The organism is Kribbella sp. NPDC054772, assembly GCF_053611945.1.
Window position 1 is genome coordinate 1 of the sequence record NZ_JBSHBJ010000044.1, and the last position, 15,666, is coordinate 15,666.

General features: G+C 68.4%; 14 protein-coding genes. 6 read left to right on the forward strand and 8 right to left on the reverse strand.

All coding sequences use genetic code 11. The annotated features are described in order from the left end of the window. Positions 1–117: 117 nt before the first annotated feature. On the reverse strand, positions 118–642 hold the full coding sequence (locus ACWGID_RS38035) for a gamma carbonic anhydrase family protein (protein ID WP_452204222.1): 525 nt from the start codon (positions 640–642) through the stop codon (positions 118–120). Between the two features lie 145 nt (positions 643–787). Here ACWGID_RS38035 and ACWGID_RS38040 point away from each other — a divergent pair, with 145 nt between their 5' ends. Then, positions 788–1,150 carry a cupin domain-containing protein gene (locus ACWGID_RS38040; RefSeq protein ID WP_452204223.1) on the forward strand — a complete coding sequence of 121 codons (363 nt, stop codon included), beginning with the start codon at positions 788–790 and terminating at the stop codon, positions 1,148–1,150. A 699-nt stretch (positions 1,151–1,849) separates the two neighbouring features. Here the strand turns inward: ACWGID_RS38040 and ACWGID_RS38045 are convergent. Continuing rightward, entirely contained in the window at positions 1,850–2,425 is a 576-nt protein-coding gene (locus ACWGID_RS38045; RefSeq protein WP_452204224.1) for a TetR/AcrR family transcriptional regulator, read from the reverse strand. Positions 2,426–2,539: 114 nt separating this feature from the next. On the opposite strand from ACWGID_RS38045, the gene ACWGID_RS38050 reads away from it, so the two are divergent. Further along, entirely contained in the window at positions 2,540–3,919 is a 1,380-nt protein-coding gene (locus ACWGID_RS38050; protein WP_452204225.1) for an MFS transporter, read from the forward strand. Then, positions 3,909–4,376 carry an N-acetyltransferase family protein gene (locus ACWGID_RS38055; RefSeq protein WP_452204226.1) on the forward strand — a complete coding sequence of 156 codons (468 nt, stop codon included), beginning with the start codon at positions 3,909–3,911 and terminating at the stop codon, positions 4,374–4,376. Before ACWGID_RS38050 ends, ACWGID_RS38055 begins: the two co-directional genes overlap by 11 nt. Here ACWGID_RS38055 and ACWGID_RS38060 read toward each other — a convergent pair. Further along, positions 4,361–5,176: an endonuclease/exonuclease/phosphatase family protein gene (locus tag ACWGID_RS38060; RefSeq protein ID WP_452204227.1), complete on the reverse strand. Its 816-nt coding sequence runs from the start codon at positions 5,174–5,176 to the stop codon at positions 4,361–4,363. The two genes, ACWGID_RS38055 and ACWGID_RS38060, sit on opposite strands and share 16 nt — an antisense overlap. Before the next feature lie 111 nt (positions 5,177–5,287). On the opposite strand from ACWGID_RS38060, the gene ACWGID_RS38065 reads away from it, so the two are divergent. Next, positions 5,288–6,127 carry an EamA family transporter gene (locus tag ACWGID_RS38065; RefSeq protein WP_452204228.1) on the forward strand — a complete coding sequence of 280 codons (840 nt, stop codon included), beginning with the start codon at positions 5,288–5,290 and terminating at the stop codon, positions 6,125–6,127. 6 nt (positions 6,128–6,133) lie between these two features. On the opposite strand, the gene ACWGID_RS38070 is transcribed toward ACWGID_RS38065, so the two are convergent. Then, positions 6,134–6,937, reverse strand: coding sequence for an SDR family NAD(P)-dependent oxidoreductase (locus tag ACWGID_RS38070; protein WP_452204229.1), 804 nt, complete (start codon positions 6,935–6,937; stop codon positions 6,134–6,136). After that, a complete protein-coding gene (locus ACWGID_RS38075) occupies positions 6,934–8,262 on the reverse strand; it encodes an FAD-binding oxidoreductase (RefSeq protein ID WP_452204230.1) in 1,329 nt (442 codons plus the stop codon). Before ACWGID_RS38075 ends, ACWGID_RS38070 begins: the two co-directional genes overlap by 4 nt. A 176-nt stretch (positions 8,263–8,438) precedes the next feature. Between ACWGID_RS38075 and ACWGID_RS38080 the strand changes: the two genes are divergently transcribed. Beyond that, on the forward strand, positions 8,439–9,095 hold the full coding sequence (locus ACWGID_RS38080) for a DUF998 domain-containing protein (RefSeq protein ID WP_452204231.1): 657 nt from the start codon (positions 8,439–8,441) through the stop codon (positions 9,093–9,095). Between the two features lie 2 nt (positions 9,096–9,097). On the opposite strand, the gene ACWGID_RS38085 is transcribed toward ACWGID_RS38080, so the two are convergent. Further along, a complete protein-coding gene (locus ACWGID_RS38085; RefSeq protein ID WP_452204232.1) occupies positions 9,098–10,387 on the reverse strand; it encodes an esterase-like activity of phytase family protein in 1,290 nt (429 codons plus the stop codon). Between the two features lie 109 nt (positions 10,388–10,496). On the opposite strand from ACWGID_RS38085, the gene ACWGID_RS38090 reads away from it, so the two are divergent. Further along, a complete protein-coding gene (locus ACWGID_RS38090; protein ID WP_452204233.1) occupies positions 10,497–11,372 on the forward strand; it encodes an MBL fold metallo-hydrolase in 876 nt (291 codons plus the stop codon). Here ACWGID_RS38090 and ACWGID_RS38095 read toward each other — a convergent pair. Both ACWGID_RS38095 and ACWGID_RS38100 read right to left on the reverse strand, forming a co-directional pair. Next, positions 11,332–12,468, reverse strand: a complete 1,137-nt coding sequence (locus ACWGID_RS38095; RefSeq protein ID WP_452204234.1) for a serine hydrolase domain-containing protein — start codon at positions 12,466–12,468, stop codon at positions 11,332–11,334. The two genes, ACWGID_RS38090 and ACWGID_RS38095, sit on opposite strands and share 41 nt — an antisense overlap. 43 nt (positions 12,469–12,511) lie before the next feature. Further along, positions 12,512–15,529 (reverse strand): PQQ-dependent sugar dehydrogenase, encoded by a 3,018-nt coding sequence (locus ACWGID_RS38100; RefSeq protein WP_452204235.1) that lies wholly within the window; start codon positions 15,527–15,529, stop codon positions 12,512–12,514. Positions 15,530–15,666: the final 137 nt, after the last annotated feature.

Genomic DNA, 15,666 nt, shown 5'->3' on the forward strand with positions numbered 1-15,666 from the left:
GCGCCCCCCACCTCGTGGCGCGCCGCCCCCCCCCCGGGGGGGCGCGCCCCCCCCACCGCCCCCGCGCCCCCCCCCCTCTTGGGGGCCCCCCCCAAAAACCGGGCTAGGCCGCGGTGCCTAGTCCTCCACTAGTTCCACGGTTGCGGCGTGGCGTTCGGCTAGGGCGTGGTAGACGGCGGCGTTGTGGTCGACGAAGAGCTTGGCGGTGCCGTCCAGGGGGACGATCTTCTTCGCGGGGCTGCCCATCGCGACGGACTCCGGTGGGATGACGGCGCCGGGAGTGACGGTGGAGCCGGCGGCGACCAGGGAGCGGGTGCCGACGACGGCGCCGTCGAGGACGATCGCGCCGTTGCCGACCAGCGCCTGTTCGCCGATCGTGCAGTCGTGCACGAGGCACTGGTGGCCGACCGTTGCGTTCGGGCCGATCTCGCAGCCGTTGTGGCCGACGTGGATGACGGTGTTGTCCTGGATGTTCGCGCCGGCCCGGATCGTGATCGTGCCGAGGTCGGCCCGGATCACCGCGCCGTACCAGATCGAGACGCCGGCCTCGACGACGACATCGCCGACGAGCGTGGCGGTCGGCGCGATCCAGGCGTCGGGATGGACGGTCGGGCGCTTACCTTCGAACGCGTACAGCGGCATGCGGCACACCTTATGCGAGCCGGTCGGCGGCACCCCGGTGCACCAGTTCTGCGAGCCGGTCGAGCACGGGTGCACCAGGACGAAAGGGGTTTGAAAGCACCGGGTGCGAAGTTACGGTGACAGCTCTGACCGCGAGGAGGGTGGCATGACGGAGATCGCGAGTTCCGGGGCCGCGGTGATCAACCGCGCCGACGGGCGGGACGACGGGGAGGAATGGACCGAGAACTACACCGAGTTGCCGGGTGGGGCCGGCGTCTCGCTGATTCTCGAGTCGACCACCCAGGAGGGCGCCGGCCCGCGACTGCACAAACATCCGTACGCCGAGACGTTCATCATCCGGCGCGGTTCGGCGACGTTCACCGTCGGCACCGAGCAGATCGTCGGCAAGGCCGGCCAGATCCTGGTGGTCCCGGCCGACACGCCCCACAAGTTCCGCACCGGTCCGGGCGGCTACGAAGCAGTGCACATCCACGCCAACCCAACCTTCGAAACCGTCTGGCTGGAGTAGCCGTACGCACGGCTGGGCGACCACCCGCCGCGTCGCCCAGCCCGGATGACGACGACCCCCAACAGCACAACGCGGAGCAGCAGGTACGCCGGTTGCTCGCGGACGCCGGCGGGGTCGCGAACGAGACCGTCGACGCCCGATTCGCGAACGGCATGCTGCACGTCTGGCCGGCCGGCTCGCACAACCACCGCGGACCGAGTGGCGAGCGGGGGATTGCGCCGTACGGGCGCCCCTCGCATACGCACCACACATCTCCCCGAGTCGTCGAGTCGTGGCGGTTGGTTGGTGGTGGGTTTGCCGAGTCGTGGGGTGTGGTTGCGGATTGGCAGCCGGTTCTCACGACTCGGCGGATCGTGGGTGGGTGTTGTCGAGCGAGCGGGCGGATCGAGCGGCGAGTGGGGGATTGCCCGGTACGGGCGTCACTCGCGTGTGTGCCCCGCGTGTCCGCGAGCTGTCGAGTCGTGGCGTTTGGTTGGTGGTGGGTTTGCCGAGTCGTGGGGTGTGGTCGTGGATTGGCAGCCAGTTCTCACGACTCGGCGGATCGTGGGTAGGTGTTGTCGAGCGAGCGAGCGAGCGGGCGGATCGAGTGGCGAGCGGGGGGATTGCGTCGTACGGGCGTCCCTCGAGTACGTGCTCCACGTGTCCCCGAGTCGTGGCGTTTGGTTGGTGGTGGGTAGCCGAGTCGTGAGAGCTGGCTGATTAGCTTGGTGGGGTGAAGGCGGCGAGGAGGGTTGCGGTGATGTAGGGGGCGGCGTCGGTGGAGGTGATTCGGCCGGCGTGGATTTCGCTTGCGGCGCCGTGCATGACGTTGTGCATCACGCTGACCAGCCATGATGTCGGCAGGTCGGAACGGAATACCCCTTCGGCGCGGCCGCGTTCGAGTAGGCGCTCCACTCGAGCCATCGGGTCGGCGTGCAGCTCGCGCACGCGTCCCGGCGGCAGCGTCTCCTGAGCCGCGAGAAGTAGCGCGCGGTACTGGTCCACGAGGTGCCAGCTCGACTCGATCAGCCGGGTCAGCGCGGCCCGTGGGTCGCCGGTCAGATCGACCTTCCCGAGGGTTTCCTCGCCGACCGCGATCGCCTGCACGAATACCGCGTCGACGAGCTCGGCGCGGGACGGGAAGTGGCCGTACAGCGTGACCCGGCCGACGCCGGCCGCCTTCGCGATCTCCGACGTACTCGCGCCCGGGTCGCGGGCCAGGCAGTCGGCCGCCGCGGTCAGGATCGCCGCGATGTTGCGCTGCGCGTCCGCACGCCTGGTGGTCACCGTCGCCATCGCGCCTCCAAGAAGTTGAACACCACTGTACGAAATCCTCTTGTCGAACACCAGTGTACGAGTTACCGTACCGACTATAACCCGTACAGCCGTGTTCAACTTAAGGATGAGCTCATGACCCAACAAGACCCCCGGCGGTGGCGACTGCTGGGGCTGCTCGCCGTCGCGCAGTTCATGCTGATCCTGGACGTCACCGTGGTGGCGATCGCGCTGCCGAACATCGAGACCGACCTGCAGCTCCAGCGCGAGACGCTGACCTGGGTGGTCAGTGCGTACACCTTGATGTTCGGCGGCCTGATGCTCCTCGGCGGCCGGGCCGCCGACCTCTTCGGATCCCGCCGGGTCGTCCTGACCGGCCTGTTCGTATTCACGCTCGCCTCGCTGGCGACCGGTCTGGCCACCGGCCCCGAGATGCTGCTCGCCGGACGGGTCGCGCAGGGGATCGGTGCCGCGATGCTGTCCCCGGCCGCGCTGTCCGTCGTCACCAAGACGTTCGACGGTGAAGAGCGCAACAAGGCGCTGGGCATCTGGTCCGCGATGGGGGGTGGCGGCTCCGCGGTCGGCGTACTGCTCGGCGGCCTGCTCACCGCGGGCCCCGGTTGGCAGTGGGTGTTCTACATCAACCTGCCGATCGGCCTGGTCGTGTTCACGCTGCTGATGCGGATGCTCCCGGCTGACGCCCCGAGCGAGCAGCCCGGTCGCCTCGACGTACCGGGTGCGCTGCTGGTCACGGCCGGCACCGGTACGGCGATCTACGCGCTGATCAACGCCGGCGACCGCGGATGGCTCTCGCTCGCGACCCTCGGCACGCTGGCCGGCGCCATCGTGCTGTACGGCGTCTTCGCGTGGGTCCAGCGCACCGTCCGGTCACCGCTGATGGACCTCCGGATCCTCACCCGCCGACCAGTTGCCGCAGGCACCTTCATGCTGCTGGTCGCGACCGCGCTGATGATCTCGATGTTCTTCCTCGGCTCGTTCTACCTGCAACACTTCCAGCAGTACGGCGCCCTCCGCACCGGACTGTTGTTCCTGCCGGTCGCCCTCGCCGCGATCGTCGGCGCGCACGTCGGCGGTCAGCTCGTCGGCAGCGCCGGCGCGCGACCCGTCGCGTTCGCCGGGTTCCTGATCACCGCGCTCGGCGTCGCTGGTCCCGCGCTCTGGGAAGGTGCCGCCGTGGTCGTGATCGGGATGAGCATCGGGACGATCGGGCTCGGTGCCGCGTTCGTGGCCGCGTCGACCACGACGTTCGCGCAGGTCGACCCCCGGGAGGCCGGGCTCGCGTCCGGACTGCTGAGCACGTTTCACGAGTTCGGTGCGTCGCTCGGTGTCGCGGTGGTGTCGAGTGTGGCGGCGGCCAGTCTGGCCGGGACGGTGACGAGCGGGTTCACCCGGGGCTTCACGTTCGCCGCGATCACTGCTGCCGTGGGGGCCGCGCTCGCACTGGTCGTCGTACCGGCGTTCAAGCCTTCGACCGGAGGGGTTCATGTCCATTGAGATTCGCCGCGCGGTGGTCGCGGACGCGGAAACCGTTCTGACGTTGCTGGGGGAGTTGGCCGACTACCAGGAACAACGGAAATACGTGACGTCGAGTGTCGAGGACTGGCGGGGTTTCCTCGCGCAGGAAAGCGTGTTCGTCCTGGTCGCACACGTTGACGGAATCGCCGCGGGCTACGTTTCCGCGGTCCGCCGCCCGTACCTCTGGGTCGGTGGCGACCAGCTCGCACTGGACGATCTGTACGTCCGTGAGCAGTTCCGTGACGCCGGAACCGGGCGGAAACTGATGCTCGCGCTGGCCAGGATCGCGTTGCCGGATCGGCTCCCGATCAGCTGGGGCCTGCGGATCGAGAACACCGCGGGCTACCGGTTCTACGAGCGTCTCGGCGCCAAGCTGGTCACGAAGACCGCGGCCGGCTGGTCACCGGAGGCGTACGAGCGTCAGCTGAGCGAATAGGTCGCTGCGACCGGCAGGTGGTCGGAGGCGAGGCTCACCGGTACCGAGGCCGCGGTCGGCGTCAGCTGCGCACTGTGCAGCTGGAAGTCGATCCGCTTGGTCGGCAGCGGCACCGGACTGGTGAGCCCGAGCCCGAAGCCCTTCTGCGGCCACGTGTCGGTCAAGTGCATCGTCAGCGTCCGGATCTCGGTGCTCGTCGGTACGGCGTTCATGTCGCCGACGAGCAGCGTCGCCTCGGGCGCGTCCTTCAGCAGGCTGACGATCGCGTTCACCTGTTCGACGCGCTCGCCGTCGTTGATCGTGGTCAGATGCGTGTCCGCGAACCGCAACGGCGTACCGCCGACGTCGATCAGGGTCTCCAGCAGACCGCGCTGCTCGCTCCCCGAATGCAGCGGCAGCAGCGTGTTGTGCGAGTCGACGATCGGGTACTTCGAGAGCACCATCGTGCCGTACTGGCGACGGGGCTTGCCCGGCTCGGCGGGGTCCCAGTCGAGGTTCGCGGCGAACACGTAGTTCATCTTCAACCGTGCCGCCAGCCAGGCCGGTTGGTCCACAAAGTTGCTGCGGGCATCGAAGAACCGGTCGACTTCCTGTAGACCAATGACCTCGGCACCCGAGGCCTCGATGGTCCGCGCGACCCGCTCGAGATCGAGCTTCCCGTCCACCACCCCCGCGCCGTGATGGATGTTGAACGTCAGTGTCTTCACCGTGGTCGCCTCCACCTTCGCCTGCGCGGTCAACGGCGAAACGGTCAGCAACAGACACCCTGCCAGCGCGGCAAACATCCCCGATCGACGCATACCCGCAGTATCTCCAAGCGTCGGGGTCACTTGCCGTTGTGACAAGCAGAAGCCCGCCGTCCTTGCCGGAACGCCATGGTGCGTCCGCGGCCCGGTTCCTACCGTGAGGTGATGCGCAGGACCGTTCCGCCCCAGGTGTACCTCGTCGTCAGCGCGACCTTCCACTACCTCGGACCCGCGCTCGCGGTGCTGCTGTTCGCGCGGATCGAACCGCTCGGTGTGGCGTGGCTGCGGATCGCCGCCGCCGGCGCGATCTTCTGGATCTGGCGTCGGCCCTGGCACGCTTGGCGATCGTTGGACCACCCAACGCGACACGTGCTGCTCGCGTGGGGCGCCGTACTCGCAGCGATGAACTGCTGCTTCTACCTCGCGATCGACCGCGTGCCCCTGGGGACGGTCGCGGCCGCCGAGTTCGCCCCGGTGATCGTCCTGGCGGCGATCGCGGTCCGAAGCCTGCGCAATCTGCTGGCGTTGGCGCTGGCCGTGATCGGGGTCTACCTGCTGACCGACATCCGGCTCTCACACGACTGGATCGGCTTGCTGTTCACGGCGCTCAACGCGGTCCTCTTCGCGGCGTACGTTGTCCTCGGGCATCGAGTGTCCCGCGCGGACGGGCTGCGCCGGATCGACGGGCTCGCGCTGGCGATGGGTATCGCCACGGTCCTGGCCCTCCCGATCGGTGCCCGGGACGCCGGACCGGCCTTCACGGATCTGCGGTTGCTCGGTGCTGCCGTGGGGGTTGGCGTGTGTTCGTCGGTGATTCCGTACGTCGCCGATCAGCTCGCGATGGCGCGCGTGCGGCGGTCGACGTTCGCGGTGATGCTGGCGTTGCTGCCCGCCGTGGCGACGGTGATCGGGGCCGTCGTCCTGCGGCAGATACCGCAGGCCGCGGAGGTGGCGGCCGTGGCGATCGTCGTCGTCGCGGTCGGGCTGCATCGCGAGGCTGGATAGCTGAGACTACATAGCTTCGGCCGCCAAACCCTGCCAGTCCTCCCAGGTCTTCAGGCGGTCGGCGTACACCTGCTGCACCATCGGGAACCCCTGCGTACCGAAGAAGACCCGCAGCGGTGGATCGGTCGCGTCGGCCAGCTTCAGGATCGCCCGCCCGGCCGCATCAGGGTCGCCGAAGTCGGCCGCCGCCAGGTACGCCGACAGTCCCGCGCGAAGGTCGTCGTACAAGGGATTCGGCTCGGCCTGCACTCCACCGGTCACGCCGTCGGTCGCGTAACCGCCCGGCGCGACCACCGTCACCTTGATCCCGAATCCGGCGACCTCTTGGGCGAGCACCTCACTCAGACCTTCGAGGGCCCACTTGGACGCGCAGTACGCACCGCCCAACGCGAGCCCGGTGAGACCGGCCACCGACGAGATCTGGATGACGTGGCCGTCGCCTTGCGCGCGCAGGTACGGCAACGCTGCCTGCACGACCCAGAGCGCACCGAAGAAGTTCGTGTCGAACTGGTCCCGCAGCTGCGCCTCGTTGAACTCCTCGACCGCACCGGACAGCCCGTAGCCCGCGTTGTTCACGATCACGTCGAGCTGGCCGAAGTGCGCGTGCGCCTGTTCCACCGCTTCGAACACGGCGCTCCGGTCGGTGACATCCAACGTGAGCGGGAGTACGGCGTCGCCGTACCGGCTCGTCAGCTCGGTGAGACTGCTGCGGGCCGTCGCGGCCACCCGATCCCCACGGGACAAGGCGGCCTCGACGAAACTACGCCCCAGACCACGCGACGACCCGGTGACGAACCAGACCTTAGTCACGCCGGCCGCACGTTGTGGTTGCCCGCGAACAGGTTGGCCGGGTCGTACTCGCGCTTCACCGTCGCGAGCCGCTCGTACGTCGCCGCCGGGTAGACCGCCGCGACATCGGCATCGTCCGCGGTGGACAGGAAGTTCGCGTACGCGCCGGCGGTCAGCGGTGCGAGCCGGTCCCACAGCTGCTGCCGCGCCCGACGGGTCGCCTCGATCACCGGCGGCGGACCGATCGTCGTCGTGCTGATCATCAGCTCGGCCTGCCGGTGCGCGTACGCCGTCGCGTCGGCGGCCACCTGCGCAACAGCGCCACCCACGGTTCGGATCGCGATGATCGGCGAGCCCTGCGAGGTACCGGTCTCGGCGAGGATCCGCAGTACCTCGGGCACGGAATCCTTGTCGACAAAGGCACTTCGGGTCACCAGCTGGATCCCGGGCGGCGGCACCGCGCCGTCCACGAGCACCTCCGCGTACGGCGTCAGTGCGACGTCGTCGGCGAGCACTGTACCGAGCGCACGGATCGGATCGATCGCCCGCGCGGCGAGCTCCGCGTCGTCACCGTCGTACGCGACCTGGATCTCCAGCGGCGCCTCGGGACCGCCGAGGAACGGGTTCGCGAACGCGGCAATCGAGCTCAGCTCTGCGGGCGCGGTGCGCAGGTAGTCGGCCCAGCCCTGGAGCACCTCGGCGATCTCGGCCGCCGGGAACACCACCTTGCCGAAGTAGATGTCGGTCGTCGGGTGCGCCGCGAACTCGAACGCGGTCACGATCCCGAAGTTCCCGCCGCCACCGCGGAGCGCCCAGAACAGCTCGGCGTTCTCGTCGGCGGAGGCGCGCACGACGTCACCGGTCGCGGTCACGAGCTGCGCGGCGACCAGGCTGTCCATCGCGAGACCGTACTTGCGGACCTTCCAGCCCATCCCGCCCGACAACGTCAGCCCGCCGACGCCGACGCTGCGGGTGTCGCCCGACGAGATCGCCAGCCCGTGTGGCGCCAGCGCGGGCGCGACCTGCCCCCAGGTGGCGCCGCCGCCGATCCGGACCAGGTGCTTGTCCTTGTCGATGACCTCGATCGCGGCCAGGTCGCCGAGATCGATCACCACGCCGCCGTCGTTCGTCCCGAAGCCCGGGAAGCTGTGTCCACCGCCGCGGACTGCGAGCGGCAGTCCGCTCGCCGCGGCGTACCGCACGGCCTTCTGCACGTCCTCGACACTCGCCGGCCGCAGCACGTACGCCGGGCTGCCCCCGACCAGCACAGTGCGCGCCGCGATGTCGTACCCCTCGTCACTCGGCGCGACGATCGTCCCACCGAATCCCTCGACTACTGCGCTCATGACGATCCTTTGCGTTTGCCCTCATCGAACAAACACCTGACGTCGACCGAGCGACCCCTGTGACGTGAACAAGCCCACATCACAAAACACCGGGCTATTTCGTCTGGGGCCGTGTCGATTTCCGGCCGGGTCGCTCGACGCAGGGGTAACGCTCACTCCTTGGAAGGACACCCGAGATGACCACGAACCACGCGACACTCCCCGCAGCCGGCGTCTCCACCCGCGCACTGCTCACCGCCGGCATCGTCGCCGGTCCGCTGTACGTCGCGGTGTGGCTGATCCAGGCGTTCACTCGCGAGGGATTCGACATCACCCGCCACCCGGCAAGCCTGCTGGCCAACGGCGGCCCGGGCTGGATCCAGACCGCCAACTTCATCGTCAGCGGCCTGCTGTCGATCGCCGCGGCCATCGGCCTGCGCCGAACCATGTCCGGACGCGGCTGGGTCTGGGGCCCACGACTCGTCGCTGCTTACGGAGTCGGCCTGCTACTCGCCGCAGCGTTCCCGGCCGACCCGGCCGCCGGCTTCCCGGTCGGGACGCCGGCCGACTACGCCGAGATCAGCACGCGCGGCATGGGCCACTTCGTCGCCGGCACCATCGGCTTCTCCGGCCTGATCGCCGGATGTCTGGTGTTCGCCGCGCACTACCGCGCCCTCGGCCGCCGTACCTTCGCGCGCTTCTCCGCGATCACCGGCGTCCTGTTCTTCGGCGCGTTCGCCGGGCTCAGCGCCGGCGCCGGCAGCCGCCCGACGATCATCGCCTTCGACGTCGCGGTCGTCCTCGGGTACTCGTGGCTCGTCGCGGTCTGCCTCGACAAGCGCCGTACCGCGTGAAACTACTTGAGCCGGATGGTCACCAGAGTCGTTTCGATGCCGCTGTCGACCAGGTTGCCATCGGCATCGAACGCCTCGGGACCGTCGGTCATCCCGAAGTCGTTGTCGTTGATCACGACCAGGGTGTCACGCGGCATCAGCGCGACACCCTCGATCTTCTTCGGCGCACCCTTGACAGTGTTCAAGTCGAGGAACAGTTGCTTCTTCAGCACCGGCACCCCGGCAGCTGATGCCTCGTACGACGGGGTTGTCGCCGCGTCGTCCCACTTCGAACCCAGGATGTTGTCCGCGGGACGCAGTACGACGCGCTGCAACCGGGCCGCGTTGTCGGTGCGCTCCTGTACCAGCAGCGTTTCGGGGCCTGCAGCAACGATCGACGAGATCTTCAGTTCGCTGGTATCGTCCTCGCCGGGGTCGACGACACCGACCGGGTCGAACTGATACGCGTACTCGGCGGTCACCTTCGCCTGCCGCGGCGAGAACCGCACCAGGCGGGTGTTCAGAGACGCCTCGCCGACCTTCTTGCTCGGGTTCGACAGCGGGCTCTGCAGCGCGAGCACCAGGTCGCCGCCCGGCAGTTCGGCCAGACCCTCGAACCCGCGGTTGATCTTGCGGGTCAGGAAGATCGCCGGCAGCGCCTCGATCACCGGATAGTCGGCGCCCTGCAGGTTCAGGCCCTTCGGCACGTACCGCGCGAGCACCTGGCCGCCGGCGGAGACGTGCACCAGCGACGGGCTGTACTCGTCGACGAGCCAGAACGTCCCGTCCTTGGCCCGGACGATGCCCTCGGTGTCCAGGCCGTTCGGGTTCAGCGGGAGTCGCGTCGAGGCGTCGTACGTGTAGGGGAGTTCGTCACGGCTCTCCTGGTTCGGCAGTCCGGTCACCGGCTTGCCGTGCCGGGTGGTGATCGGGATGGCGTCGATCACCTTCAGTTTCTTGCCGGCCACCTTGACCTTGACGATCGCCGGGTCGAACCCCGGCACCGGGAACGTCCGGCGGTTCACGCCGTCGACCTTGATCTGGCCGTTCGGGCCGCGGTCGGTCACGGTCCAGAACTCGTCGTTGTTGCCGGCCGGGAAGATGTCGCTGCCGATCCCGCCGAGGTCGACCTTCCGGTCGGTGTCCACCGAGCCGCGGATCAGGTCGTTGGAGAACTTCTTCAGCGAGATGTCGGGCAGTGTCGCCGTACCGATTGCCCGGGGCTCACTGGTTGGCGCCGCCTGCGCCGTACTTCCCACCAGCGCAGCAACCCCGACCACCGCGGTCGCCACCAACCACTGACCTCGAGACATCCCAGCTCTCCTCACAGTCGACCCCGTGACCCTCGCCCGACCGCATGAACACCGCCCACCCATCTCGTGAACCGCAGGGGAAGGATCGACCCGGTGCGATACTGGCGCGATGTTCTTCCAGTTCTCGGTGGGACAGTTGGACTGCGTCGTGGTCAGCGACGGTCAGCCGGCGCCGCCGTTCGAGCCGCCGCTGGAGCAGTTCTTCACGCCGGATTCTGGGGTCCCATCCGCGGATCTGGACCGGGCCGCTGCTCGTGCGGACCGCTCCACGTTGACCTGCGGCTACAACTGCCTGTTCATCGGCACACCCGACGGCATGGCGGTCGTGGACACCGGTCTCGGCGCCAGCTTCCTCGGGTACGGCGAGTACATCGAACCGCTCGTCGGTCAGCTCGAGGGAAGTATGCCCGGGGCCGGTCTGTCGCGGTCGAATCTGGCCGCGGTGGTCTTCACCCACCTGCACCAGGACCACTCCCGCGGCGCGATCTGGTCCGGCGACCTGCGGTTCCCTCCCGCGACCGCCTTCGCCCACGCCTCGGAGGTCGCCTTCTGGTCAGGCCCGGTCGACCTGCCGTCAGCCCAACCCCACCTCGAGGCCGCCCGCGAAACGATCCGCCTCTTCGGTGAGAAACTGCGCCCCTTCGAACACGGCGCGGAACTCCTACCCGGCGTGCACGCCCTCGCAGCCCCCGGCCACACGCCCGGTCACACGGCGCTCCTCTTGCAGTCCCGAGGTGAACGCCTGCTCTGCATCGGCGACACCTTCTACGACCCGCTCCAGCTGAGCAACCCGACGTGGTCCACCCCGTGGGACCTGGACCAGTCGGCGTCGGTCGCCACTCGCCGAGACCTGCTCGAACGAGCCTCCGACGAGAACCTGCTCGTCCACGCCTACCACCTACCGTTTCCCGGCCTGGGTCACATCCGCCGCGACGGCGCTGCGTTCAGCTGGCACCCGGTTCCAGACTCGTTCGGAGCGCGCTGACCAGGCGAGTGGCTCGGGGATCGCCGTGGCCGATCATCCGGTTGGTGGTGTAGGCGAACGCGATGCCGTGCTCGTCGTCGCCGAACGCGAACTGGCCGCCGGCGCCGTCGTTGGCGAAGCTGCGCGGGCCGAGTGTCGGGCGGAAGGCGCTGTCGAGCAGGAACCCCGAGCCCCAACGGGCGCCGGCGTCGAATCCCAGGAAACCCGCACCGGCGGAGACCTCGGCGACCGCATCCGAGATGGTGTCGCGGCTGAGCAGACGTTCCGACCCGTCGATGCCGGTGATCGCAGCGGCGTACACCCCGGCCAGACCGGCCGCGGACGCCACGGCACCGGCGCCTGGCAGCTCCATCGACAACAGATCGGGATCGTTCCAACCATGCGGTACGTCGAGACCCGGGAAGACGAGCGCGCCGTTCATCGTCACGATGCGCATCAACAGGTGTTCGGGATCCATCGCCGGTCGGGCTTCCGACTCCGCCAACCGTGCCAGCGTGGGAAGCTCCGACGCCGGTACGCCGATCCACGCGCGCAGGCCGAGCGGGTCGCCGATGACCGACCGGAAGTATTCGCCCGGCAACTGTCCCGTGATCCGCCGTACCACTTCACCGAGCACGAAACCGAACACGTGCCCGTGGTACTCGTACGTCGTCCCCGGCTCCCACAACGGCTTCTGCTTCTCGATCGCCGCGACCACCGGCGTCCACGCCGCGATCTCGTCGAACGACAGCGTGGTGTCCAGCACCGGGATCCCGGCCCGGTGCCCGAGGACTATCCGGGACGTGATCCCCTCTTTGCCCTCAGCAACGAACTCCGGCCAGTAGTCACCGATCGGTGCGTCGAGCGTCAGGCGGCCTTCCTGCGCCAACAGGTGTACGACGACACTCACGAGCCCCTTGGCGCACGAGAACACCGGGACGACGGTGTCCTGCGACCAGGCCCGGCCAGGCGCCGCCTCGCCGTTCCAGAGCTCCACCACCTTCCGTCCACCCGAGTAGACGGTGACCGCCGCACCCAGTTCCGGGAACAGCGAGAAGTTCTCCGCGAAGGTGTCCGCGACCGCGCCGTACCCTTGGTCCACCCAGCCCTTGCTCATGGGGAAGACGATAAGCCGGAGCGGCCGCGGTCAACGATCGAATTTACGGCAGCAACCACCGCTGGCTGCTCGCCGTGCTGCAGGCGTTGAGGACGAGTCTCGTGCCGTTGACGCTTGCGCCGTTGGTTGCGGCCAGGCACAGGTTCGAGGCGGCGTTGACCAGGGTGCCATTGGGTTGTGGGACCCAGCGTTGCCCCGGAGTACCGTCGCAGGTCCACAGCACCGCAGGAGTGCCCGATGTGGTGGCACGGGCGGACAAGCACTTGCCCATCGTGCGGATCGTGCCGTCGTCGGTGGACGGGGTCCACTGCTGGTTGACCGATCCCTTGCAGGTGTAGAGCGTGGTCGGAGTACCGTCCGCGGTCGCCGCCTGGTAGACGTCGATGCACTGGTTCGCGATCCCGGTCGCCGGTCCAGTGTCCTGGTAGACGCCGAATTCCCACAGCGAGTAGTAGCTCCCGGCAACGGCCCGCCGCGTCGCGTTGACCCGCACGAACCGCGCATAGTTCGGAGTGAACCGTACGTCGTCCGTCCCGCCGTCACCGCTGACGGTCGACGCAACGGTCTTCCACGTCCGCCCGCTCCCGGACACCTGGACCTGGTACGACTTCGCATACGCCGTCGACAACCAGTTCAGCAGCACGCGGTTGACGACTTTCACGGACCCGAGATCGATCCGTATCCACTGCGGATCGGACCGCGCGCTCGACCACGCCGTACTCATCGATCCGTCCACGGCCTTCGCCGCCTCACGCCCCGGCAGATAGACGCTTGAGGCAACAGTCGGCCGGCCCTGCGCGATGTTCCGCTTCACGCCGTACGTCGCCGTGTACGACGCGGCCGTCGCGGGCGCGTTCAGGTTGTGGTTCCGGGCCCCGCCGTCCGACCAAGTGGCGAATCGGTACGCCTGGTTCGCGATCGACTGCGCCGGATCTGCCGACACCGACAGACTGGACCCGATGATCGCGGTGTCGCTGAACGGTGTCTTCCCGGTCTTGTCCAGAAAGGTCACGGGCAGCCCCGCCGGCGCGGTGCGGAACGTCAACCCGACCGTCTTCGGATCGAGCCGCACACTCTTCGTGTCGGTCAAACCCTGCGCGTCCGTCGCCGTCAGCCGCAGCTCGAGGTACGACGGATACTCGTGATCCGGCGCCGTGAACGAACTGCTCGCACCGGTAATCGACGTGATCGTGTGGGTGTGGCAGTCGCTCGGGCAGTGATGCATGATCAGCGACCAGGTCAGCGCCGATGCCGGCAACGTCCCCTGCTCGGGGTCGGTCGCCGAACCGGAGAAGCTGATCTTGTCCCCGACCTTCCAGGTCGTCGCCGGACCGGGGGAGGTGATGAACGCGGTCGGTGCCGTGTTCGCCACGTCGATCTGCGTGGACGTCGTACTGGACGTCTTCCCGTCGGACACCCGCAAGCGCGCGGTCACGGTCGCGGTGGTCGTGTAGGTGTGTTGAACGGTCGGCGCGGTCGAGTCGTCGTACACGCCGTCGCCGTCCAGATCCCAGGCGTAGGTGAGCGGGTCGCCGTCGGCGTCGTTGGACGCGGTCCCGTCGAACGTGACGGTCAACGGAGTCGGCCCGCTCGGCGGGCTGGCGTGGATGACGGCGGTCGGCGGATTGTTCGTGCCGTTGTACACGTAGCGCAGGATCCGGCCGTTGTCGTAGTCGACCGTGAACAGATCGCCACCGGGTCCGGTCTGCAGGCGAGTGGCGCCGTACCCCGACGCGAAGAGCTGGATCTTGCCCGGATCCGGGAGCCCGTTGCTGCCCGGCATCATCGCCCACACACACTTGCGGCTGTAGTCGGTGAAGAACAGCGCCCCGTCGTACGCCGATGGGTAGTTGCCACCCGAGTAGAACGACAGACCGGAGATGGACGAACTGCCGGTCGAGCACGTTCCGCCGACCTGCTCGCTGTGTTTGTAGGAGTAATACGGCGATGCGACCGCGGAGGAGCCGGCGGCGTACAGCTTCTCGCAGATGCTCAGATTCGCGCTGTCGTACCCGGGCTGGCGGCCCGCCCCTTCGTAACAGGGCCAGCCGAAGTTGGTGACGCCCGCGGTCGGGTCGGCGATCCGGTCGATCTCCTCCCACGTCGAGTAGCCGACGTCGCCGAGCCAGAGCTCCTTCGTCCCCGGGCGGAACGTGAACCGCATCGCGTTGCGCACACCCTCCGCCACGATCCGGCGGGCGTTCAGGTCGGCGTTGCTGATCAGCGGATTGCCCGGTGCGGCCTGACCGGTGTCAGGGTTGATGCGGATGATCGAGCCGTCCAGGGTGGTGGGATCACCGGATGTCTGCAGGTCCTGCGCACGCAACGCACCACCCTCGGCGCTCGGCGAGGTGAGCGCCGCGCCGACGGATGCAGGACCGTCACCGCACGGGTTGTCAGGCGTGACGTCGGACTGCGTGTAGCTGTCCTGCCCGTAGTCGACGTAGTTGAAGCTCGCGCCGTCGCCACCACCGGCGTACAGCATTCCGTCGGGGCCGAACTCGATCGAGCCGATCGAGTGGCTCGGGTACACCTGACACCAGTCCTCGACCAGCACCTGCTCGGCACCGTTCCCGTTGATCACCGACAGCCGCGCGCTTGCCTGACATCCGTCACCGGTGGGACCGGGTGGCGTCGGACATGGGTCGTCGTTCGTGTCCGGCGTACCCCACTTGGGAGTCGGCCCGCCGATCAGGCCGTCGTGGGTGTACAGCACGTAGATGCGTGGATCCGTGGGGAAGTTGGGGTGCAGCGCGATCCCCAGTAGGCCACGGTCCCAGTAGTTGTAGACCTCGGTGCGTAGGTCGGCGTACACGGTCGGTGTCGTGTCGTCGAGCGACTGGAAGACCTTGATCAGGCCGCTCTTCTCGGCGACGAAGACCCGGCCGTCCGGCGAGAACGCGACGTTCGTCGGATTGGTCAACCCGCTGAACGCCACCTGCTCACTGAAACCGGTCGGCGTGACTGCAGCCCGCGCCGGCGCGATCACGGCGAGCGGCAGCACCAGCAGGACGGACAAAATGGGCAGCGCACGGCGCAGCCACGTGGCGGAAATCCTCACGAGCCCCCCAGCTCCACGAACTCCGGCGCTCGCCCTCACAGCCCCCTACGAGCACTCGGATCGCCCGTCAGAATGGCGTCTCACAACACCCCCGCGCAAGACCGGACGAGCCTTTGTTTCAAACACTCCACCGCTTG

Coding starts and splice junctions, on each gene's coding strand:
- ACWGID_RS38035 (WP_452204222.1), bottom strand. CDS start 642: ATGCCGCTGTACGCGTTCGAAGGTAAGCGCCCGACCGTCCATCCCGAC.
- ACWGID_RS38040 (WP_452204223.1), top strand. CDS start 788: ATGACGGAGATCGCGAGTTCCGGGGCCGCGGTGATCAACCGCGCCGAC.
- ACWGID_RS38045 (WP_452204224.1), bottom strand. CDS start 2,425: ATGGCGACGGTGACCACCAGGCGTGCGGACGCGCAGCGCAACATCGCG.
- ACWGID_RS38050 (WP_452204225.1), top strand. CDS start 2,540: ATGACCCAACAAGACCCCCGGCGGTGGCGACTGCTGGGGCTGCTCGCC.
- ACWGID_RS38055 (WP_452204226.1), top strand. CDS start 3,909: ATGTCCATTGAGATTCGCCGCGCGGTGGTCGCGGACGCGGAAACCGTT.
- ACWGID_RS38060 (WP_452204227.1), bottom strand. CDS start 5,176: ATGCGTCGATCGGGGATGTTTGCCGCGCTGGCAGGGTGTCTGTTGCTG.
- ACWGID_RS38065 (WP_452204228.1), top strand. CDS start 5,288: ATGCGCAGGACCGTTCCGCCCCAGGTGTACCTCGTCGTCAGCGCGACC.
- ACWGID_RS38075 (WP_452204230.1), bottom strand. CDS start 8,262: ATGAGCGCAGTAGTCGAGGGATTCGGTGGGACGATCGTCGCGCCGAGT.
- ACWGID_RS38080 (WP_452204231.1), top strand. CDS start 8,439: ATGACCACGAACCACGCGACACTCCCCGCAGCCGGCGTCTCCACCCGC.
- ACWGID_RS38085 (WP_452204232.1), bottom strand. CDS start 10,387: ATGTCTCGAGGTCAGTGGTTGGTGGCGACCGCGGTGGTCGGGGTTGCT.
- ACWGID_RS38090 (WP_452204233.1), top strand. CDS start 10,497: ATGTTCTTCCAGTTCTCGGTGGGACAGTTGGACTGCGTCGTGGTCAGC.
- ACWGID_RS38095 (WP_452204234.1), bottom strand. CDS start 12,468: ATGAGCAAGGGCTGGGTGGACCAAGGGTACGGCGCGGTCGCGGACACC.